Raw genomic sequence first — 21,672 nt, forward strand, 5'->3', positions numbered from 1 at the left:
CGAAATCTACCATTACGGTCCGCTTTGTCTTCGACATCGAAGGAAGTGGATGTGCATGAAGAAGATGATCGCGGTCGTCGCCGTCGCCCTCTTAGGGCTGGCCGCCTGCGGGGAGGCCGACAACGCCGCCGTCCCCGGCCCGTCGAAGACCGGTAAGGACGTCATCGGCAAGGCGCCTGTCGCCGCGGCCTCCGACATCCTGCCCGGCTCCACCATGGAGAAGATCAAGAGCCGGGGCGAGCTCCTCGTCGGCGGCTCCCTCGACGCGCCCCTGCTCTCGCAGCAGAACCCCGCCACCGGCGAGGTCGAGGGCTTCGACGCGACCATGGGCAAGGCGTTGGCCAAGTACATCATCGGCGAACCCAAGGTGAAGATCGTCAACTCGGCGTCCGAGACCCGCGAGGCCCTGCTGGCCAACGGGACCGTGGACGTCGTCTTCCAGACGTACACGATCACCGAGGAGCGGGCCAAGCAGGTCGCGTTCGCCGGCCCGTACTACACCTCGGGCCTGACGATCGCCGTCAAGCAGGGCACCTCCGGCATCGCCAAGCCGGAGGACCTGAACGGCAAGAAGGTGATCGCGGGAGCCAACACCCCGGCCATCCCCGCGATCAAGAAGCTGGCACCCCAGGCTGAGATCGTCACCTTCGGCAGCGACCCCGAGTGCCTCCAGGCGCTCAAGCAGGACCGCGGCGTCGCCTACGTCCAGGACGAGACCCTGCTGATCGCCGCCGCCCAGAAGGACCCGGCGATCCAGATCGTCACCAAGCCGTTCACCGTCGACCCGTACGGGATCGGGCTCAAGCACGGGGACGAGCAGATGAAGAAGTTCGTCAACGACTGGCTCGGCAAGATCCAGGCGGACGGCACCTGGCAGCAGATCTGGAAGGACTCCATCGGCACGGTCGTCCAGGGCGACGCACCCCAGCCGCCGAAGATCGGCTCCGTGCCGGGGTCCTGATGTCCGTCCTCCTCGATCACCTGCCCGAGCTGTGGCAGGGCCTGGTCGTGACGCTCCAGCTCACCGCCGCGTCATTCCTCGGCGCGGCGGTGCTGGGCGTCGTCGTCACCGCCCTGCGGGTCAGCCCCGTACGGGTGCTGCGCGCCATCGGCACCGCCTACGTCGAGACGTTCCAGAACCTGCCCCTGCTGGTGCTGCTCGTGCTGGCCTTCTTCGGCCTGCCCGAGATCGGCGTCAAGGCCGAGCCGCTCACCACGGCCATCGTCGTCATCTCCGTGTACGAGGCTGCCTACGTGGGCGAGGCGCTGCGCTCGGGCGTCAACTCGGTCTCCAAGGGGCAGGGCGAGGCGGCCCGCGCCATCGGCCTGACGTTCACCCAGTCACTGCGGCACGTCATCCTGCCGCAGGCGCTGCGCACGGTGGTGCAGCCCCTCGGCAACATCGCCATCGCGCTCATCATGAACACCGCGCTCGCGGGCGCCGTCAGCATCGTCGAGCTGACCACCGCGGCCAAGAACGTCAACCTCGTCGAGGCGCAGCCCATCCCCATCTTCGTCGGCGCCGGCATCGCCTACGCGCTGCTCGCCGCCCTCGTCGGCCTCGTGACCGGACGGCTGGAAAGGCGGCTGGTGATCCTGCGATGAGCACCGTCCTGTTCGACGAGCCGGGGCCGAAGGCGCGGCGCCGCATCCGCGTCGCCACCGTGCTCGGCACGCTCGCCGTGGTCGCCCTCGCCGTCCTCGCCGTGCGGCAGTTCGCGGCGAACGGCCAGCTCGACGCCGACCGGTGGCAGCCGTACGCCACCTGGCCCATGTGGCGCTACCTGCTGACCGGCCTCGGCTCCACCGCCCTGGCCGCCGTCGTGTCGGCCGCGTTGTCCATGGCGTTCGGCCTCGTGCTCGCGCTCGGCCGGTTGTCGCACCGGCGCTGGGTGCGCGGGCCCGCCGCCTGCTACGTCGAGGTGGTCCGCGTCATCCCGGCCCTGCTGCTGGTGTACGTGGTGCTGTTCGCGCTGCCGCGCTACGGGCTGGACCTGCCGCTGTTCTGGAAGCTGGCCGTGCCGCTCACCCTGTCCAACGCGGCCGCCTTCGCCGAGATCTTCCGCGCCGGCATCCTGTCCGTCGAACGCGGCCAGACCGAGGCCGGCCTGGCCATCGGGCTGACCCGCTGGCGCACCATGCGCCTCATCGTGCTTCCCCAGGCCGCCCGCCGGGTGCTGCCGTCGATCGTCAGCCAGTCGGTGGGCCTGCTCAAGGACACCTCCCTCGGCTACGTCGTCAGCTACGGCGAGCTGCTGTTCAGCTCCAAGGTGCTGGCCAACTACAACGGCCTGCTCATCCAGACCTACATCGTCGTCGCCGCCGTCTACCTCGTCGTCAACATGTCGCTGTCCAAACTGGCCCGCACGCTGGAAGCCCGCCAGCGCGCCGGCCGGACCCTGTCCGGAAGGAGCTCCGCCCGTGCCTGAGCACGCCGTACTCGCCGAGGTCGTGCGCTCGGGGTTCACCGAGAGCGTCCACTACGGCGGCGCGGTCGGCCTCGACCCGTCGGGCCGCGCCGAGGTCGCGCTGGGCCCGGTGGACGCGCCCGTGCTGCCCCGCTCGTCGGGCAAGCCGCTGCAGGCGCTCGCCTGCCTCGTCGCCGGCGCCGCCCTGCCCGGCCCGCGCCTGGCGATCGCCGCCGGCAGCCACACCGGCGAGGACTTCCACGTCCGGCTCGTGGCCGAGCTGCTGGCCGACTACGGGCTCGGCTTCGACGCGCTGGGGTGCCCGCCGTCCTGGCCGGAGGACCAGCCGGCCGCGCACGCGCTGATCCGGCAGGGGCACGGCCCCTCACGCGAGCGGATGAACTGCTCCGGCAAGCACGCGGCCATGCTGGCGGCCTGCGTCGCCAACGGTTGGGACGTGCCGTCCTACCTGTCGCCCGAGCATCCGCTGCAGCAGCGGGTCCGGGCCGTCACCGAGGAGCTCTCCGGGGAGAAGGCGGCGCACGTGGCCGTGGACGGCTGCGGCACGCCCCTGTTCGGGCTCTCGCTCACCGGCCTCGCGCGGGCCGTCCAGGCGCTCGTCCTCGCCCCGGACGGCAGCGGGCCGCGCCAGGTCGCCGACGCCATGCGCGCGCACCCCGAGTACGTCGGCGGCACCGGCCACCAGAACACCGACCTCATGCGGGCCCTGCCCGGCGCCGTCGTCAAGGGCGGCGCCGAGGGCGTGCTCGTCGTGGCGCTGGCGTCGGGGCACGCGGCCGCCGTCAAGGTGATCGACGGCAGCCCCCGCGCGACCACCGTCATCGCGCTGGCCGTGCTCGGCCGGATGGGCTGCGACGTGTCGGGGGCCGAGGCGTTCGAGACGGTGGAGGTGCTGGGCGGCGGCGTTCCGGTCGGCCGGATCGTCACACCCCTCCGCAGCCCTCGCTGAGCCCCTGGGCGGCGCCCTTCGGCTTCGGCGACCTCGCGCCGGAGGGGGCCGCCCGCGGCGTCGCCGCAGCCGTCGCGGCGGGCGTGGCGGCGGAGGGCAGAGCGGTGGCGCCCGTGGCCGTGGCACTCGCCGTGGCGCCCAGCGCGACGCTTCCCGCGGGCGACGGCGCGGCGGTCGCCGCCCGCGCCCGCGGCGTCCTGGAGTCGCGGATCGCCTCCTTGGTGATCTCCCGGATCCGCTCCCAGTCGGGGTAGCCGGTGTTGATCAGCGGCGGCACGAACTGCACACTCGTCACCTCGGCGTTCTTGACCTTCAGCGCGAGCGGCACCAGGTGCTCCAGCATGTCGCGCGGGATGTCGGTCCTGATCAGCTCCTTGGTGGCCAGCGCCACCTGATGGAACCGGGTCAAAACCGTCGCCGGGTCCGCCTGCTCCAGCAGCGCGCCGATGACGCAGCGCTGGCGGCGCATCCGGGTGAAGTCATCGCTGAACGTGCGCGAGCGGGCGTACCACATCGCGTCGGCGCCCTTCAGCCTGCGCGTCCCCGCCTTGACCAGCCCCTCGTTGTAGCGGCCGAACACCACGTCCTGCTCCACGTGCAGCCGCACCCCGCCGATCGCGTCGATCAGCCGGGCGAAGCCCCACATGTTCACCAGGGCGTACCAGTCGATCTTGAGGCCGAGGGTGTAGCCGATCGTGTCCATCAGGACCCTGGCGCCCTGGCGTTCGCGGCCGCCGAAGATCTCCGGATGCGCGTCGGCGTACTCCCAGACGCTGTTGAGCAGGTCGCTGCGCCCGCCGCCGGGGTCGGGCGGCAGCCGGAACCCGTTCGGGAAACGCTCGGCCATCGGCGTGCCCGGCCGGAAGCGCACGTCCTCCAGGTTGCGCGGCAGGCTGAACAGCACCGTGGCGCCCGACCTCACATCGATGCTGGCCACGTTCATGCTGTCGGTGCGCACGCCCGTCCGGTGGTCGTCGGCGTCACCGCCGAGCAGCAGGATGTTCACCCGCTCACGGCTCGCCCACGGGTCGTCGGCGACGACGCCCTCCCGCGCGTCCCGCTCCACGGCCGGCTGGTCGAAGATGTCGTTGATCGTCTGCCGTGAGATCCACACCGTCTGCGCCGCCCACGCGAACGGCAGCACCACCGCGACCGCGAGCAGCCCCGCGAGGGTGCCCGTCACGATCTGCCCGGCCTGCGACAGGCCGCCCGGCCGCAGCACCACGAACGAGTGCACCATCAGCGCGAACCAGGCCAGCCCCAGGACGGCCGACCCGGCGATGATCGCCGTCATCGACGAGTCCCGCACGAGGGCGCCCATCAGGTTGCGGGTCAGCAACGCCACCGCGAGCAGCGCCACGAGGGCGGCCAGGTAGCCGCCCAGCAGGGCGAGACCGGTACGGCGCCATCCCGCACGCAGATGCGCCGCTCCGGGCGCCAGCGCCGACAACGCCAGCCAGCCGAGGACCGCTCCGGCGCCCACCGATTTCCTTGCCTGCGTCACGCCATCCCCGTTCCCCGCGAACCACACCGTAGGCCGAATCGAGGCGGCAGCCTACGCATCCCATGCGAAATCTGTCGTATGGGTGAGTGAACAGCACATGGCGTCCCGCGATAGGGCCCACCGCGACGTCACATTGAACCGCTCCGAGCGGCCCGGCGCCCGCACCTTTGCCATCCACGTGCCGTACTCCATGCGCCGCCGGATGGTCCTTTATCGTGTCTTGCATGTACGAGACCACCGTCCTGCACCTGCCCCCCGACTTCGAGGGCGAGGTCGTCGCCACACTCCTGTCCCGGCGGACCGGTTCCCGCAGGGCGGTGCTCTACCTGCACGGCTTCACCGACTACTTCTTCCAGGACCACCTCGCCGAGCACTACGTCTCCCGCGGCATCGACTTCTACGCCCTCGACCTGCGCAAGTACGGCAGGTCACTGCTGCCCCACCAGACCAGGGGCCTCATCCGCAGCGTCACCGACTACTTCCCCGAGATCGACGAGGCCGTCCGCATCATCCGGCGCGACCACGACGAGCTCACCGTCAACGCCCACTCCACCGGCGGCCTGATCGCCCCGCTGTGGGCCGACCGGGTCCGCGGCCGCGGCCTCGTCCAGGGCCTGGTGCTCAACAGCCCGTTCTTCGACCTCAACGTGCCGACCCCGCTCCGGCTGGCCGCCGACCTGCTGAAGACCCCGCTCTCCTACACGCGCCGGCCGCTGCCGCTCGGCATCAGCACCGTCTACGGCCAGAGCCTGCACCGCACCCACCACGGCGAATGGGACTACGACCTGGAGCTCAAGCCGCTCGGCGGGTTCTCCGTGCACGCCATGTGGCTGGCCGCCATCCGCCGGGCGCAGCGGCGGCTGCACGCCGGCCTCGCCGTCGACGTGCCGGTGCTCGTGCTCGCCTCCGCCAGGGGCCTGCGGGTCCGCGACTTCGTCCCCGAGGTGGCCTCGGCCGACATCGTGCTCGACCCCCGGCACATCGCCCGCTGGTCCACCGCCCTCGGCCCGCACGTCACCTGCGTGCGGGTGCCGGACGGCATCCACGACCTGGTGCTGTCGGCCGAACCGGTCCGCAAGCAGGTCTTCGCCGAGATCGACCGCTGGATGGCCGCCTACGTCGACCCTCGCCAGGAGCCCGACCGCGAGCTCCGCCGGCGATCTCACCAGGGGAACGAGAACAACCCGTAGTAGGCCGCCGCGACCAGCAGTAAACCGGTGCCGCCGAGCCCTCCCGCGATCGCCACGTGCTGCCACCGGCTCGGCCGGAGCCCCTCCCGCAGGGCCGCCACCACCGCCGCCACCGCGGTGACCTCCTGGACGAGCATGAGCACCGCCAGCACCCGCACCACCAGCCAGCCGGCCAGCACGGCCGGCCACGCGCCCGCCTGGTTCACCGAGAACAGCACGAGCAGCGTGATGAACGCCACCACCGACAGCAGGAGCCCCAGCCCGGTCCACGCCATCCGGCCCAGCCGGCGCCTGATCGGCGGCCACAGCCGCAGGTCGATCTCCGCGGTGTGCCGGCCGCCGCGCAGCCGGACCAGCACCGCGGCGACCGGGCCCGCGACGTAGCCGACGGCGGCCAGGCAGATCGTCAGCCCCAGCATCGTGCCGCCCGCGTACCAGGGAGCCGCCGGCACGTCGCTCGCCTCGAACCGCTGGACCGGCGTGGCGCCCGCCAGGTGCACGCTCGGCGCGCCCGTGCCCGGCAGCCCCTTGATCCAGTTGGTGAGCGTCTCCAGGTAGCCGGCCGTGAACGGGCCCCCGTTCACCCGCATGGCGTGGTCGCCGTCGGCCAGGAAGCGGATCGTGTACCGGTCGTTGCCGGCCTCGCGCAGCGCCGCGGTCAGCGCCCGGGTCGACTCGACGAACGGGATCGAGGGGTCCGTCGTGCCGTACAGGGCCAGGACCGGCTGCGACACCCGCCGCAGCGCCGGCGTCGCGTCGTGACGCAGGAAGTCGAACCCGACCGCGCCCATGGCCCGCGTCAGCAGGTCGCGCACCCCGATGGGCGCGCGCAGGCGCAGCAGCTGCTCGTTCAGCGCCCATGCCACCTGCCTGAGCGGCGAGACGTTCGGTGAGGAGACCAGCACCACGAACTTCACCGCCGCGCTCCTGGCCGCGGCGATCGGCACCACCCAGCCGCCCTCGCTGACGCCCCACACGCCGATCCGCTCCGGGTCCACGTCGGGCCGCGTCGCCAGGTAGGAGACCATGCGCAGCACGTCGTCCGCCAGCAGCCCGAAGTCGCGGTCGCGGAAGTTGTAGCCCACCGTCCGCTTGTCGTAGGCGAGCGTCACCACCCCCGCCCGCGCCAGGAACTCCGCCTGCGGCGTGAACTCCTCGCGCGAACCGTTGCCCGACCCCGACACGAACACCATCGCCGGCCGCCGCCCCGGCGACAGCGGCGCCCGGACCGTGCCCTCCAGGGTCTGCCCCCGGGCCTCCACCGAGACGTGCTGCAGGCCGATCGGCTCGGCCGCGACCACCGGGCGCAGCTCGGCCGGCGGCTGGGCGGGAATCGACCGGAAGACCGCGTCGGCGCGCAGCGGCGGCGGGTCGAACGCCGGCGGCAGCACGTAGCCGACGGACGCCAGCACCACCAGCACCAGGCCGGCGGCGACGCTCACGGTGCCACGACCGGTGCGCATTGGCCTCCCCATGTGCGTTGGTTTGCCCGCCGATCAACCACGCTACTCCAGACAGGTGTTGCAGACGGTACGGCATTTGTCAGTGAGAACTGTTAGCTTCCTGCGACATGCGGATCCTGCACACCTCCGACTGGCACCTCGGCCGCTCGTTCCACCGCGAGAGCCTGATCGAGGCGCAGGCGGCGTTCGTCGACCACCTGGTCGAGACGGTGCGGTCCGAGCGCGTCGACGTGGTCGCGGTGGCGGGCGACCTCTACGACCGGGCGCTGCCGCCCGTCGACGCGGTCGCCCTGTGCAACGACGCGCTGCGCCGGCTGACCGCCGCCGGCGCCCGCGTGGTGATCATCAGTGGCAATCACGACTCGGCGCGGCGGCTCGGCTTCGGCGCCGACCTGTTCGACGCGGCCGGGGTCCACCTGCGCACCGACCCGTCGCGGGCGTGGGAGCCCGTCGTCATCGACGACGTCGCCTTCTACGGCATCCCCTACCTCGAGCCCGAGCTGCTGCGCGCCGCCTGGGAGCTGCCCGAGCGCAGCCACACCGCCGCCCTCGGCCACGCCATGGCGCTCGTCCGCGCCGACGCGGCCCGCCACCGCGCCTCCGTCGTCCTCGCCCACGCGTTCGTCACCGGCGGGCAGGCCAGCGACAGCGAGCGCGACATCAGCGTCGGCGGCGTGGCCCACGTGCCGCTGTCGGCCTTCGACGGCGTCGGCTACGTCGCGCTCGGCCACCTGCACGGCCGGCAGCGGATGGCCGAGACGGTCCGCTACTCCGGCTCGCCGCTGGCCTACTCCTTCTCCGAGGCGGGCCACGTCAAAGGGTCCTGGCTGGTGACGATCGGGGGCTCGGTCGTCGAGTCGGTCGAGTTCGTCCCGGCACCCGTGCCCCGGCCCGTCGGCGTGCTGCGCGGCACCCTCGACGACCTGCTCGCCTCGCCCGCCCACACCCGCTACGAAGACCACTGGCTGCAGGTCGTCCTCACCGACCCGGTCCGCCCCAAGGCCGCCATGGACCGGCTGCGTGCCCGCTTCCCGCACACGCTGGCGCTGTCGTTCGCCCCGGCCGGCGCCGCCCCCGCCGCGCGGCAGGTGCGGCTGAGCGGCCGGCCCGAGGCCGACGTGGCGCTCGACTTCGTCCGCGAGGTGCGCGGCGAGGCCGCCGCGCCCGAGGAGGAGGAGCTGCTGAGACGGGCGATCGAGGAAGCGCGGGCCAAGGAGGCGATGGCGTAGATGCGTCCTCACCGGCTCACCCTGACGGCGTTCGGCTCGTTCCCCGGGACCGAGAGCGTCGACTTCGACGCGCTGGCCGAGGCCGGCCTGTTCCTGGTGCACGGGCCCACGGGCGCGGGCAAGACGACCGTCCTCGACGCGCTCTGCTTCGCCCTCTACGGCCAGGTCCCCGGCCAGCGCAACAGCGCCCGCGCGCTGCGCTGCGACCACGCGCCGCCCACCACCGGCCCGGCCGCCACGCTGGAGGTGTCGATCCGCGGCCGCACCCTGCGCATCCGCCGCTCCCCGGCCTGGCAGCGGCCCAAGCTGCGCGGCACCGGCTTCACCGAGGAGAAGGCGAAGGTCATCGTCGAGGAGCGCTCCGGCGACGGCTGGCGGGCGCTCACCACCAGGTCCGACGAGGCGGGCGACCTCGTCGGCGGGCTGCTCGGCATGAACGCCGACCAGTTCTGCCAGGTCGCCATGCTGCCCCAGGGCGACTTCGCGCGCTTCCTGCGCGCCGACGGCGACGACCGCCGCAGGCTGCTGGAGCGGCTCTTCACCGTCAAGGTGTTCACCCAGACGGAGTCGTGGCTGGCCGAGCACCGCAAGCAGTTGTGGCGCGAGCAGTCGGAGCTGCGGCAGCAGGTCGACTACGCCGTGCAGCGGGTGGAGGAGGCGGCCGGCCCCGACCTCCTGGCCACACTCACCGCTCCCGCCCCACCCACCGGCCCTGTCGAGGCCCCGCCCACCGGCCCTGCCGTCCCGGAGACCGTCCCCTCCGGTACGACCGCCCCGCCTGCGATCACCCCTGACCCGATCGCCCGCGACGCGACCACCTTCGATGCGATTGCCCGCGACGCGGTCACCCGCGACCTGATCACCCGCGATTTGATCGCCCGCGACGCGACCACCTCCGATGCGATTGCCCGCGACGCGGTCACCCGCGACCTGATCACCCGCGATTTGATCGCCCGCGACGCGACCCCCTCCGATGCGATTGCCCGCGACGCGGTCACCCGCGACCTGATCACCCGCGATTTGATCGCCCGCGACGCGACCACCTCTGACCCGATCGCCCCCGATCCGATCACGCCCGACACCGACCCCCTGCGATGGGCTGGCGCCCTGCTCGACGCGGCCCGCGCCGCCGTCACCCGTACGACGCGCCTGCACGCGGAGGCGGAGGACACGCTGCGCCGGGCGGGTACCCGCTTCGAGCAGTCGGCCGCGCTGGCCGAACGCCAACGCCGCCATGCCGAGGCACTGACGCGGCGCCGCACCCTCGACGAGCGCGCCGACGAGCGCGCCGACCTGCAGGCAGTCCTCGACGAGGCCGCCCGCGCCGACCGCGTCCTGCCGCTCGTCTCGGCCGCCCGCCAGCGCGCCGAGACGGCCGCCAAGGCCCGCACCCTCGCGGCCGACGCCGTGGCCCGAGCCCGTCCCCTCCTCACGGCCCCCGCCCCGCCCCGGCCGTCGGCGGGCGAGGCGCCCGGGGCCGGGGCCGGGAGCGCGGAGCCGGAGCGGCTCGCGGCCATGGAACGACAGCGCCAGGCCGAGATCGCCCGCCTGTCCGAGCTGCTCACCGAGGAGGCCCGCCTCCTGGTGGTCCGCAGGGACCTGGGCCGGGCGGAGGAGGAGCTGGCCGGGCTGGCAGACCAGGAGGAGGAGGCCACCGCCCGCCTGGCCGCCCTTCCTGCCCTCATCGAGCACGCCGAGGCCGAGCTCGCCCGGGCCCGCCTCGACGCGGCCCGCATCCCCGCTGCCGAGGCCGTCCGCACGGCCGCCGCCGAGCTGATCGGCGTGGACCGCGAGCTGGCCCGGCTGGAGCGAGAGCTCGGCCGGCAGGCGGAGCGGGAGGCCGAGCTGTCGGCCGCGGAGGCCGAGCTGCCCGCCCGGCTCGCCGACGTCCAGCACCGGCTGGCGGCCACCCGGGCGGAGGCGGCGGCGCTCCCGGCGACGGCGGCGGAGCTCGACGCGGCGGCCGCCCTGCGCGACGCGGCACGCCGCCGCGACGCGCTCGCCGCCGAGCTGGAGGCCGCCGCCGCCACCCACCAGGCCTGCGTGGACCGCGCCCAGACGCTGCGCGAACGCTGGCTGGACGTCCGCCAGGCCCGCATCGACGGCATGGCCGCCGAGCTGGCACGCGACCTCGCCGACGGCGAGCCGTGCGCCGTGTGCGGCTCCCACGACCATCCCCACCCCGCCTCGCCCGCCCCCAGCGCTCCGTCCCCCGGCGACGAACGCGCCGCAGAGAGCGCCCACGAGAAGGCCCTCGCCGAACGAGAGGCGGCCGAACGCGCCCTGGCCGCCCTCCGGTCCCGCCACGACGACGCGATGGCGGCGACCGACGGGCTGGACGCGCAGGCCGCCGAGGCCGCCGTCGAGAGCGCCCGGCAGGAGCTCGCCCGCCTGCGGGCCGTCGCCGCCACCGAGCCCGCGCTCGCCGCCGAGGCCGAGCGCATCGAGGCCGAACGCGAGCGCCTCCGCGACCGCGCCCGCGAGCTGGGGGAGACCCGCGCCGCGCACCGGGCCCACCGCACCCGTCTCCTGAGCGAACGCACCCGCCTGGTCACCCGGCTCGCCCACAGCGACCTGCCCCTCCCTGCGGGCGGCCCCCCGTCTCCGGCCCCCCACGCGGACCCCGGTTCCCCTCTCGCGTGGTCGCCGTCCGGCGAGGACTCCCCACTTCCCGACCCGCATGCCGGGCACGACTCCCGGCCGGACTCCCAGTCCACCCTTCCGACGGCCGTCCCACCGGCGTCGCCTTTCCCTGCGGATTCCGGGCTGGCCGTTTCACCGGGGTCGCCTTTCCCTGCGGATTCTGGGCTGGCACCGGGGTCGCCCATCGCGGCCGACTCGGGTCTGGATGTCCCCTCGGCGTCGTCCATCCCGGCCGAGGCGGGGCCGGACGTGCTGGAGGCGGCCGAGCGCGAGGTCGCCAGGTTGCGGGCCTGCGCCGCGGCCGAGCCGGCGCTGGCGGCCGAGGCGGCACGGCTCGCCCACGAACGGACGGTGCTGGAGGAGCGGGCCCGCCGGATCACCGCGCGCCTGGCCGCCTGCCGCACCCGCCAGGAGGAGCTGAGCGGCGACGCCGGGCGGCTGACCGCCCGGCTCGACAGCGCGAGAGGTGACGACGCCACGCTGGCCGCCCGCCTGTCGCGGCTGAGCGACGAGGCGGAGCTGCTGCGCGAGGCGCTGGAGGCCACCCGGCGGGCCGTCGCGGCCGAGGAGGAGCGGGTCCGCGCGGAGGAGGCGGCCGAGCAGGCGGCACGGGAGGCCGGGTTCGCCGACGCGGCCGAGGCCGCCGACGCCGCCAGGACCCCCGCCGAGCAGGAGAGCAAGGCGGAGCTGCTGCGCGCGCTCGACGCCGAGCACGCCGCCGTGACCGGCATGCTGCGCGACCCCGAGCTGGTGGCCGCCGCGGCCGAGCCCGCGCCCGACCTGGCGGCGATGCGGGAGCAGCGCGACGAGGCCGATCGGGCCCGCACCGCGCTGGCGTCGGCGCGCGACAGGGCGTCGGCCCGGGAACGGCGGCTGCGCGAGCTCCACGACGAGCTGGCCGCCTGCATCGACCGCTGGCGTCCCGCCGCCGACCGGCACCGCCTCGCCGAGAGCATCGCCGCCCTGGCCAGCGGCACGTCGAGCGACAACCAGTGGAGCATGAGCCTGTCGTCGTTCGTGCTCGGCGAGCGGCTCCGGCAGGTGGTCGACGCCGCCAACGAGCGCCTCGACCACATGTCGGCCGGCCGCTACCTGCTCCAGCACGACCTGCGCAAGACGGCCGGGTCGCGGGGGCGTTCGGGCGGCGGACTGGGACTACGGATCAGCGACGGGTGGACCGGCGTCGACCGCGATCCGGCGACACTGTCCGGAGGGGAGAGCTTCATCACCTCGCTCGCGCTGGCGCTCGGCCTGGCCGACGTGGTGACGGCCGAGGCGGGCGGCGCCGAGATCGGCACGCTGTTCGTGGACGAGGGCTTCGGCACCCTCGACGAGGACACCCTTGACGGCGTCCTCGACATCCTCGACGGGCTGCGCGACGGCGGGCGCGCGGTCGGCATCGTCAGCCACGTCGCCGAGCTCCGCTCCCGCATCCCGGCCCAGCTCAAGGTCACCAAGACCCGCACCGGCTCCACGCTCGCCACCCTCGGCACCGGCTGAGACCCCGCCACGTGTCCACGGCCCCGGTGGACGACCTGACACGGGTCCGCCGCGGCGGCGGACGGAACTCGCAGGCAGGTGCCCGGCTCGGGTGGAGGGCAGGCCCTGTCAGGCCCGCAACGGGCCCCGGGGGTCGTCGCCGGGCGGCGATCCCGGGGGGATGAGCCGATCGCGAAGGTCTTCGTGGCCGTACCGTGCCGTCTCGGTCTTCATGGCCCTACCTCGCCGCCTCGGTCTTCGTGGCCGTATCGTGCCGTCTCGGTCCTCATGGCCCTATTGGGCGACCTCAGGTGCGGACGGGGTCAACGGTCACGCGCCGACCCGGGGACGCCAGTCCAGGTCGTGGGTGTAGAGCCAGGCCGTCGCCCGGCCGAAGAAGTGGCGGAAGAAGACGGGCATGACGAGGTCGCGCATCCGGCGCGCCAGCGGTCCGGCGGTCTTGGCGTCGCGGTTGTCCCCGGCCGCCTTCACCATCCGGGCCACGCGGGGGCGGCGCGCCCGTGCGTAGGCGGACAGCCCTGCCGGCACCGAGGCCGCGCGTTCCAGCTCGCGGGCCAGCACCACGGCGTCCTCCAGCGCCATGGACGCGCCCTGTCCTGCACCGACCGGGTGGGCGGCGTCGCCGACCAGGACGGTCCGGTCGTCGTTCCAGACCGGCACCGCGTCCAGGGTGTGTCCCAGCGTGGGGCGGTGGACGCCGGTGGAGGCCGCCATGATCCTGAGGGGTAGCCGTTCGTGGCGGTAGATCTCCGCCAGCCGGTCCAGGCTCACGTCCGCGAGGTCCGGGGGAGTGGGGTCGGCGACCTGCGCCGACCACCACACCGTGCCGTCCGGCGCGGGGACGTAGAGGAAGGCGCCGCCCCGGGCGAAGACCATGTTGAACGCCCCATGCTCCAGGTCCAGGCCCTCGGCGACGCCGGACACGTGATAGAGCCCGGCGTAGCGCGGGACGGGCGCGGCGGCGTCCAGTGCCCGCCGGGTGGCCGACCAGAGGCCGTCCGCGCCGACCAGCAGGTCGGCGGCGACCTCCTCGCCGTCCTCGAACCGCGCGCGCACGCCGCTCCCGGCCCCCGCCGCGGGAACGGCGCCCGTCAGGCGGGTGCCGGTGACGATGTGAGCCCCTGACCGCAGGGCCTCCTCCCGCAGCACCCGTACCAGGTCGGCCCGCATGAGCGTGACGCTGTGCAGCGGGTCTCCGGCGAGCCGGCCACGGGGCACGTCTCCCAGCAATCTGCCCGAACTCGACCACATCCGCTGTCTCGGCACGGCGAACCCGGCCCGGCGCACCTCCTCCAGGCAGCCGAGCGGCTCCAGCGCCCGCAGCCCGTTCACGGCCACGCTGAGGAACGAGCCGACCGGGCCCGCCGGGTCCTCGTACGCCTCATGGACCGTGACCTCGGCGCCGATCCGGCGCAGCGCGATGGCGGCGGCGGCGCCCGCGACGCCGCCGCCCACGATGACGACCCTCATACCAAATCACCTTTCACTGAATCTCTATTCGGCGAACTTCGGTTCAGTATGATGTTCGTGAGAGAGGGAGGTCAAGTCATGGGAGTGCGCAAGGCGCGGGCGGCCGAGACGGAGGCGGCGCTGAAGGACGCGGCCAGGAGGCTGTTCGCCGAACGCGGCTACCTCAACACGAAGATCGGCGACATCACCGCCGCCGCCGGGCGGGCCACGGGCTCGTTCTACGACCACTTCGCCGGCAAGGAGGAGCTTCTCCAGGCGCTCCGGGCGGACATGGAGGCCCAGGCCGACATCGAGATCGCCACAGCCGCCCACGCCGCCGCTACTGACGCCGACCACGCCGCCGCCCACGCCGCCGACCACGCCGCCGACCACGCCGTCGGGCAGGCCGTCGGGCGGGCCGCCAACCACGCTGCCGACCACGCCGCCGGGCACGACCTGACCGACCCCGCCCAGTTGCGTGAGCATCTCGCCGTCGCCTGGCACGTCTTCCGCGATCACCTGCCGGTCATGGTGGCGCTGATGCAGTCGTCCATGGCGGCCCCGCCCCGGTCCGGTGACCTGTGGCGGCGGCTGGAGGACGAGACGGGCATCCTCCGCGACCACCTGGAGGACCTGCGGGAGCGGGGCCACCCGCTCCCGGGCGACCCGCGCCTGGTGGCGGCGGCCATGGGAGCGATGCTCTCCACCCTCGGCTACGCCGTCCTGACGGCGGGCGAGCACCGGCCGGGCTTCTCCGACGAGGAGGTGGTCGACACCCTCACCGCGCTCCTGCTCCACGGGCTCGCCGGACCACCGCCGGGCGCCGCGGCCGGAGCGTGACGGCCCGGGGGACCGCCGCCCGGCTCCGCGGGCGAGTGTGACGGCCCGGGACGCCCGGACCGCCGCGCGGACATGCGTCGCCTGTCGCGGGCGCGCGGGTCGGTCGCGACAGGCGGCCGGTGTCCGCGCTACTTGCCGACCCCCTCCGTGAGCCCGCGCAGGAACTGCCGCTGGCCCACCAGGAACAGCAGGATCGTCGGCAGGGCCGCCATGGTCAGGCCCGCCAGCACCACGGGCCAGTCGGTCAGCAGCCGGCTCTGCATGGCCACCAGCCCGACCGGCAGCGTCTTCAGTGCCTCGTCGCTGATGAACACCAGCGCGAACGCGAACTCGTTCCACGCGAACAACGCCTGCAGCAGGGCCGCCGACACCAGGATCGGCCGGCACATCGGCAGGATCACGCGCCAGAAGACCTGCGTCCGGGTGGCCCCGTCGATGGTGGCCGCCTCGTCCACCGCCCGCGGCAGCTCGATCATGTACGCCCGGATCAGGAAGATCGTGAACGGGATGCGGAAGGCCGTGTAGAGCACGATCAACGCCCAGTGGGTGTCGAACAGCCCGATCGACGTCAGCAGCCGGAACAACGGGATCAACGCCACCGTCGGCGACAGGAGCAGCCCGCCCAGCACCAGCAGCGCCACCGCGTTGCCGAACGGCAGCCGCAGCCGGCACAGCCCGTAGGCCGCCCACGCGCTGATCAGCGTGGTGGCCAGGATCGACGCCCCGGTGACGATCACGCTGTTGGTGAAGTAGCGGACGACGCCGAGATCCCAGGCGCGGGCGTAGTTCTCCCAGCGCAGCTCGCCGGGCGGCGCCCACGGCTGGTTGAAGATCTCCTGGTTGTCCTTGAACCCGCTGAGCACCATCCACAGCACCGGATACAGCACGGCCACGGCGAACGCCCCGAGCAGGCTCCACCCCAGCAGCCGCGCCGCCACGGCCCGCACGCCGAGCGAGGCGCGGGCGGCGCCCCTGTGCGAGGCCGGCCGCTCCATCGACGATCCCAGGGCGATCATGTGTCGTACCTCCGGCGACGGGAGACGGCCAGTTGCAGGGCCGCGATGGCGAACGTGATGACGAAGATCACCGTGGCCACGCCGGCCGCGTAACCCATGTCGTCCTCGAAGAAGGCCTTGCGGTACAGCCAGGTGCCCAGCACCTGGCTGGAGTTGTCGGGACCGCCGGCCGTCATCACCATGACCTCGTTGAACACCAGGAACGCTCCAGAGATCGTGAGGATGACGATCAGCGTGGTCATCTCGCGGACCATCGGCACCGTGATCGAGAAGAAGGTGCGCACCGCTCCGCTCCCGTCCACCCGGGCCGCCTCGTAGTACTCGCGCGGGATGCGCTGGATGGCCACCACGAACAGCACGGCGGTGTAGCCGATCGACTGCCACTGGCTCATCGCGATGACGCTCCAGATGGCCGACGACTCCTCGCCCAGCCACGCCCTGCCCAGGTGCCCGAGGCCGACGGCGTCGAGGGCCGCGTTCACCAGGCCGTAGCGGGGGTTGTAGAGGAAGGAGAACAGCACCCCGGCCACCGTGATCGACATGGCCGCCGGGATGAAGTACAGCGTCCGCAGCAGCCCGCGCATCCGCTTGCCGACCAGTTCCTCCAGCAGCGCGGCCAGCACGAGCGACAGCCCGGCCTGGAACACCAGGGAGACCACGGCGTAGGCGGTGTTGTTGAGCAGCGCCCGCCAGAACACCGGGTCGGCGAACGCCTCGGCGTAGTTGTCGAGGCCGACGAAGCGCGGCTCGGGCGAGAAGGCGTTCCAGGAGAAGAAGCTCAGCCGCAGGTTGTCCACGATCGGGTAGTAGACGAACACCAGCAGCAGGGCGACGGCGGGCAGCACCCACAGCCACGTGCGCCAGCGTGTCAGCAGGGCGCCCATGGTGTCAGCCGACCTCCTTCTTCGCCTTCGCGGCCGCCGCGCGCACGCCCTCCATCACCTGCTCGGGTGTACGGGAGCCGGACAGCATCCCCTCGACGCCGGACAGGTAGGCGCTCGCGACCTCCGCGTGCGTCACCGTGTCCAGCCAGATCGCGAAGCTCGCGGCCTTGTCGATGTCGGCCAGGGCGTCGGTGAGCTGCGGGTAGGAGTTGTCGGCGGTGGCCGAGCCCTTCACCGGGCTGAGCCAGCCGTTGTCCTTGGTGAGCGCCGCCGCGTTCTCCTTGGTGGTCATGAACTTCAGGAAGTCCACCGCCAGGGCCGCGTTCTTGCTCTGGGCGTTGACCAGGAACCCGTCCGGGGCGCCCGTCAGCGCGGCCTTGTCGCCCGCCGCCGCGGACGGTGCCGGCAGGCGGAAGAAGCTCCACTCGATCGCCGGCTTCGCCTTGGTGAACACGTCGAACTCGACCGTCTCGACGTAGTGCATGCCGGCCTTGCCGGCCAGGAACTGCGCCTGCGCCGTCTCGTGCGACAGCCCGTTGGCGTCCTTGGTGCCGCAGCGCGTCACCAGGTCCTTGAACTGCTTGAGCGCGGTGACGTAGCCGGGATCGGTGAAGGCGCCGGTGGCCGGGTTGTAGTCGGTCTCCAGCGTCCTGCCCGGCACGCCGTAGGCGTTGAGCTGGGTGATGTAGTGGATGGCCGCCCAGCCGTACTGGTTGCCGAACGCGATCGGCTGGACGCCCGCGGCCTTCAGCTTGTCGCAGGCCGACAGCAGCTCCTCGAACGAGACGGGAGGCGTGACGCCCGCCTTGTCCAGGACCGTCTTGTTGTAGACCATGTACTTGCCGTCGAGGTTGATCGGCATGCCGTAGTTCTTGCCGCCGTACTCGAACGCCTTGAGCGCCGCCGGGGCGAACGTCGAGCCCCATGGCGTGCCCGGCCCGATGACGTCGGTCAGATCGGCCGCCAGCCCCGCCCGCACGAACTTGTTCGCGAAGTCGCCGGCCCACGAGAAGTAGATGTCGGGCAGGTCGCGCGAGGCGCTCAGCACGCGGATCTTGTCCTTGTACGGCTGGTCGCCGACCTGCTCGAGCTTGACGTCCACCTTCGGGTTGGCCGCCTCGTAGGCCGCGACGACCTTCTCGAAGTACGGGGCGTACTCGGGGTCGGCGAACTTGGTGACCATCGTCAGCGTGCCCGCCTTCTCCTTCGGCGCCGACAGGTCGGCCGTGGCGGCGGGCGCCGTACCGGACCCGCCGCCGCAACCCGCGGTGGCGACCAGGACGGTGACGAGGGAGAGCGCGGTCCAGCGGGGCTTGGTCATGCTGTCTCCTTGGTGCTGCTGTGCAGGGGTGCCTCGTGCCCGAACGCACCGTAGGAGGTGCAGGCACGAGAGGCGTAGGCGGTGGCCGCCGCGACGAGGTCCGGCAGGGCCTCCTCGCGGACGAGGCCGACGAGCAGTCGGGCGATGAACGCGTCGCCGGCGCCGAGCGTGTCGACCACGCCGACCGGCTCGGCGGGCGCCCAGGCGGCGTCGTCACCGTGGACGAGGACGGCCCCGGCCGAGCCGAGGGTGACCGCCACGATGGACGGGCCGAGCTCCTGCACCCGCCGCGCCAGCGCGACCGCCCGCTCGCGCGAGCCGGAGGGTGCGGAGACGATGGCGATGCCGGCGTGGTGCGCGTGTGCGGCGACGTAGCCCCAGGGGCGCTCGGAGAAGTCGAACGACAGCCGCCTGGCGCTCGCCGACAGCGCTCCGAGCTGGTCCTCCACGGCCGAGCACTCGCCGGTGTGGACGAGGTCGGCCTCGGCGATCCGCGCCAGGTCGGCGGGCGACAGCCGGAAGCGGGAGACGCCCTCGTCGCCTCCGGTGAAGCGGCGCTCGCCGTTGACGAGACGGACGGTGGCGGTGGCGTTCGGCCCTTCGACGGTGCGCGTCAGGGACGTGTCCACGTCCTCGGCGGCGAGTGCGCCGCTGACCACGCGTCCCGCCGCGTCGGTGCCCACAGCGCCGAGGTAGCCGGATTCGGCGCCCAGCCGGCGGGCGTGGACGGCGACGTTGAGGGCGTTCCCGCCGGGGTACATGACGCCGAGGTCGGGATAGCAGTCGACGACGTTGTCCCCGACGGCCACCAGGCGTGGTTTCACACGGGCTCCTGTGACTGGGAAGGTTCTCACTCACTTGGGTGAGAACGTTCTCAATCCGGGGGACCCATGTCAAGAGCTGCCGCCGAATCCGCTACGGTGGCCCGTTGATCACCTCCTTCGGGCCGCACGCCGGCACGGGCACGGGAGATGATGTCCTCAACACGTCCACAGCACCGGGGGTGCGCATGAGCGGCAGCGGCGGCGTACGACGGAGCATGCCGTCGATCGAGGTGGTCGCCAGGGAGGCCGGGGTGTCCACGGCCACGGCCGGCCGGGCCCTGGGCGGCTACGGCTCGGTGAGCGCCAAGAGTCGCGAGGCCGTCCTGGCCGCGGCCGAACGGCTCGGCTACCGGGCCAACAGCCTGGCCCGCAGCATGATCACCGGACTGACGCACACCCTCGGCGTGCTCGTCCCCGACATCGAGAACCCGTTCTTCTCCCGCGCCCTGCGCGGCATCGCCGACGTCGCGCACGAGAGAGGCTGGGAGGTGCTGCTGATCAACACCGACGAGGACCTCACGCTCGAACGCAAGGGCCTCGGCGTGCTCGCCGAACGACGGGTCGACGGCCTGGTCGTCGCGCCGACCGACGCCGCCGACCGCGACGCGCTCCAGGCCGTGATCGACGCCGGAATCCCCGTCGTGCTGCTCGACCGGCGCGTGCCCGGACTCGACGCCGACACGGTGGGCATCGACAACCGCGCCGCCGCCAGGGACGCCACCGAACGCCTGCTCAAGCTGGGGCACCGCTCCATCGCGCTGCTGACGGGCGGCGACGAGCACCTGGCGGCCAAGCTGGCCCGTCCCGGGCTGCGCGGCGTCGAGCGGATCGCCGGCACCACGGTCGGCGCCCGCACCGCCGGCTACCGCGACGCGCTGCTCGAAGCGGGCGTCGATCCCCGGCCCGAGCTGGTCAGCGCCGAGGGCTTCCGCCGGGAGGACGCGGCCGAGGCGACCGCGCGGCTGTTCGCCCTGCCCGACCCGCCGACTGCGATCCTCGCGCTCGACAGCCTCCTCGCTCTGGGCGTGCTGCTGGCGCTGCGCCGCCTCGGGCTGCGCTGCCCGGCGGACGTGTCGCTGGTGTCGTTCGACGACGCCGACTGGGCGGAGGCGATCTCCCCGCCGCTGAGCGTGGTGGCCCAGCCGATCTACGAGCTGGGGGCCGAGGCCGGACGGCTGCTCCTCGACCGGGTGCAGGGCAGCGAGCGGCGCGTCACCCACCGCCGCCTGCCGACCCGCTTCATCGAGCGCGAGTCGGCGCGGTCGCTGCTGTGACGCGCCCCGCGGCGTGCATGGGTGCCGCGGCGCTCGGCCTCAGCGGGCGTACGGCAGGCGGGGCACCTGACCGTGGCCTGGCCCGGCCGAGCCACGGTCGGCCTTCCCGGCGCGTCGCGCAGGCGAGAGCGGCCGGGAGTTGGGTCCGGCGAGAGCGGCCGCTCACGCCGGGTCAGCGTGAGCGGCCGGGAGCTGGGTCGGGTGGAAGTGGCCGGGACGTTGGGTCAGCGTGAGCGGCCGGGACGTTGGGTCAGGGAGAGCGGCCGGGACGTCGGGTCAGCGTGAGCGGCCGGGAGCCGGGGCAGGCGGGAGCGGCCGGGAGGGTGGGTCCGCCGGCGCGTCGGGACGCTGGGGGAGGTGGCAGCGGCCGGGAGGGTGGGTCAGGGGAGAGCGGTCAGGAGGTCCGGCAGGTCGCGCGGATCGTCGAAGAGGGCCGTCGCACCCGACAGCCGCGCGGCCGGCGTGAGCCCGCCGGTGAAGCCCAGGCAGCGCATCCCCGCCGCCCGCGCCGCCGCCACCCCGAACGGGCTGTCCTCCACCACCACGCACCGCTCCGGCGGCACCCCCAGCGTCGCGGCGGCGTGCAGGAACAGGTCGGGGGCCGGCTTGCCCCGCGCCACGTCCTCGGCGCTGAACACCCGGCCCGCGAACCGTTCCGCCAGGCCGGTGAGCCGGAGGCTGCGGGCGATCTTGGCGTGGCCGCCGTTGGACGCCACACAGGTGGGCAGGGTGATGCGGGCCAGCGCCTCCGGCATGCCGGCGACGGGGGTCAGCTCCGCCTCGACGGCCGCCGCGTGCTCGGCGGCCAGCTGTTCGTGCCAGCCAGGCGGGACGTCGGGGCCGACGGCGCGCAGCCAGTGTTCCTCGCTGCAGCCCACGAACCGGGCGGCGAACTCCCGCTCGTCGAGCCGACGGCCCAGCCGGCGCAGCGCGGCCGTGCCCACCCGGACCGCGATGCGCTCGCTGTCCACCAGCACCCCGTCGCAGTCGAGGATGACGAGTTCGGTGGCCAACCGGCCTCCTTCCACTCAGGGGAACGGCCGGGCGGCGGGAGGAGCGCCGCCCGGCCGCCCGATCAGTAGTCGACCTTGAACATGTAGTGCCGCTGGTCCAGATCGTGGCCGCGGATCGCCTCGTAGTGGCGGGGGGGGCGGGCC

Annotated in this window: 17 protein-coding genes; 9 read left to right on the top strand and 8 right to left on the bottom strand. The window is 73.5% G+C overall.

The genetic code is table 11. The features are described 5' to 3' along the window. The first annotated feature begins 55 nt into the window (after window positions 1–55). From CXR44_RS09645 to CXR44_RS09660, 4 genes are read left to right on the top strand one after another with little or no spacing between them, the layout of a single operon-like run. A complete protein-coding gene (locus CXR44_RS09645; protein ID WP_245899022.1) occupies window positions 56–961 on the top strand; it encodes a glutamate ABC transporter substrate-binding protein in 906 nt (301 codons plus the stop codon). Continuing rightward, complete coding sequence (locus CXR44_RS09650) at window positions 961–1,605, top strand: amino acid ABC transporter permease (RefSeq protein WP_101784716.1); 645 nt, start codon at window positions 961–963, stop codon at window positions 1,603–1,605. Before CXR44_RS09645 ends, CXR44_RS09650 begins: the two co-directional genes overlap by 1 nt. After that, complete coding sequence (locus CXR44_RS09655; RefSeq protein WP_101784718.1) at window positions 1,602–2,429, top strand: amino acid ABC transporter permease; 828 nt, start codon at window positions 1,602–1,604, stop codon at window positions 2,427–2,429. Before CXR44_RS09650 ends, CXR44_RS09655 begins: the two co-directional genes overlap by 4 nt. Then, a complete protein-coding gene (locus CXR44_RS09660; RefSeq protein ID WP_101784720.1) occupies window positions 2,422–3,378 on the top strand; it encodes an asparaginase in 957 nt (318 codons plus the stop codon). Before CXR44_RS09655 ends, CXR44_RS09660 begins: the two co-directional genes overlap by 8 nt. On the opposite strand, the gene CXR44_RS09665 is transcribed toward CXR44_RS09660, so the two are convergent. Further along, a complete protein-coding gene (locus CXR44_RS09665; protein ID WP_101784722.1) occupies window positions 3,353–4,861 on the bottom strand; it encodes an LCP family protein in 1,509 nt (502 codons plus the stop codon). The two genes, CXR44_RS09660 and CXR44_RS09665, sit on opposite strands and share 26 nt — an antisense overlap. Before the next feature lie 245 nt (window positions 4,862–5,106). Here CXR44_RS09665 and CXR44_RS09670 point away from each other — a divergent pair, with 245 nt between their 5' ends. Beyond that, window positions 5,107–6,072 (top strand): alpha/beta hydrolase, encoded by a 966-nt coding sequence (locus CXR44_RS09670; RefSeq protein WP_101784724.1) that lies wholly within the window; start codon window positions 5,107–5,109, stop codon window positions 6,070–6,072. On the opposite strand, the gene CXR44_RS09675 is transcribed toward CXR44_RS09670, so the two are convergent. Beyond that, window positions 6,045–7,535, bottom strand: coding sequence for an alpha/beta hydrolase family protein (locus CXR44_RS09675; RefSeq protein ID WP_101784727.1), 1,491 nt, complete (start codon window positions 7,533–7,535; stop codon window positions 6,045–6,047). The two genes, CXR44_RS09670 and CXR44_RS09675, sit on opposite strands and share 28 nt — an antisense overlap. Window positions 7,536–7,642: 107 nt before the next feature. Here CXR44_RS09675 and CXR44_RS09680 point away from each other — a divergent pair, with 107 nt between their 5' ends. Both CXR44_RS09680 and CXR44_RS09685 read left to right on the top strand, forming a co-directional pair. Further along, the gene (locus tag CXR44_RS09680; RefSeq protein ID WP_101784729.1) at window positions 7,643–8,764 is read left to right on the top strand and encodes an exonuclease SbcCD subunit D; all 1,122 of its coding nucleotides are present in this window, start codon (window positions 7,643–7,645) and stop codon (window positions 8,762–8,764) included. After that, on the top strand, window positions 8,765–12,907 hold the full coding sequence (locus CXR44_RS09685) for an AAA family ATPase (protein ID WP_101784731.1): 4,143 nt from the start codon (window positions 8,765–8,767) through the stop codon (window positions 12,905–12,907). A gap of 309 nt (window positions 12,908–13,216) precedes the next feature. On the opposite strand, the gene CXR44_RS09690 is transcribed toward CXR44_RS09685, so the two are convergent. Beyond that, window positions 13,217–14,377: an FAD-dependent oxidoreductase gene (locus CXR44_RS09690; RefSeq protein ID WP_101784733.1), complete on the bottom strand. Its 1,161-nt coding sequence runs from the start codon at window positions 14,375–14,377 to the stop codon at window positions 13,217–13,219. Between the two features lie 78 nt (window positions 14,378–14,455). Here CXR44_RS09690 and CXR44_RS09695 point away from each other — a divergent pair, with 78 nt between their 5' ends. Then, a complete protein-coding gene (locus CXR44_RS09695; RefSeq protein ID WP_101784735.1) occupies window positions 14,456–15,196 on the top strand; it encodes a helix-turn-helix domain-containing protein in 741 nt (246 codons plus the stop codon). Between the two features lie 128 nt (window positions 15,197–15,324). Here the strand turns inward: CXR44_RS09695 and CXR44_RS09700 are convergent, their stop codons facing one another. From CXR44_RS09700 to CXR44_RS09715, 4 genes are read right to left on the bottom strand one after another with little or no spacing between them, the layout of a single operon-like run. Continuing rightward, complete coding sequence (locus CXR44_RS09700; protein ID WP_219601721.1) at window positions 15,325–16,212, bottom strand: carbohydrate ABC transporter permease; 888 nt, start codon at window positions 16,210–16,212, stop codon at window positions 15,325–15,327. Further along, entirely contained in the window at window positions 16,209–17,096 is an 888-nt protein-coding gene (locus CXR44_RS09705) for a carbohydrate ABC transporter permease (RefSeq protein ID WP_101784737.1), read from the bottom strand. The genes CXR44_RS09700 and CXR44_RS09705 overlap by 4 nt, the downstream gene beginning before the upstream one ends. Before the next feature lie 4 nt (window positions 17,097–17,100). Continuing rightward, window positions 17,101–18,417: an ABC transporter substrate-binding protein gene (locus CXR44_RS09710; RefSeq protein WP_101784739.1), complete on the bottom strand. Its 1,317-nt coding sequence runs from the start codon at window positions 18,415–18,417 to the stop codon at window positions 17,101–17,103. Then, window positions 18,414–19,241, bottom strand: a complete 828-nt coding sequence (locus CXR44_RS09715) for a PfkB family carbohydrate kinase (protein ID WP_101784741.1) — start codon at window positions 19,239–19,241, stop codon at window positions 18,414–18,416. Before CXR44_RS09715 ends, CXR44_RS09710 begins: the two co-directional genes overlap by 4 nt. A 104-nt stretch (window positions 19,242–19,345) precedes the next feature. On the opposite strand from CXR44_RS09715, the gene CXR44_RS09720 reads away from it, so the two are divergent. Continuing rightward, a complete protein-coding gene (locus tag CXR44_RS09720; protein ID WP_144069912.1) occupies window positions 19,346–20,515 on the top strand; it encodes a LacI family DNA-binding transcriptional regulator in 1,170 nt (389 codons plus the stop codon). Window positions 20,516–20,895: 380 nt separating this feature from the next. Here CXR44_RS09720 and CXR44_RS09725 read toward each other — a convergent pair whose 3' ends face one another. Continuing rightward, on the bottom strand, window positions 20,896–21,528 hold the full coding sequence (locus tag CXR44_RS09725) for an HAD family hydrolase (RefSeq protein WP_101784745.1): 633 nt from the start codon (window positions 21,526–21,528) through the stop codon (window positions 20,896–20,898). Window positions 21,529–21,672 lie beyond the last annotated feature (144 nt).

The sequence above is a fragment of the Nonomuraea indica genome, from assembly GCF_002850745.1.
GTDB classification, from domain to species: Bacteria; Actinomycetota; Actinomycetes; order Streptosporangiales; family Streptosporangiaceae; genus Nonomuraea; species Nonomuraea indica.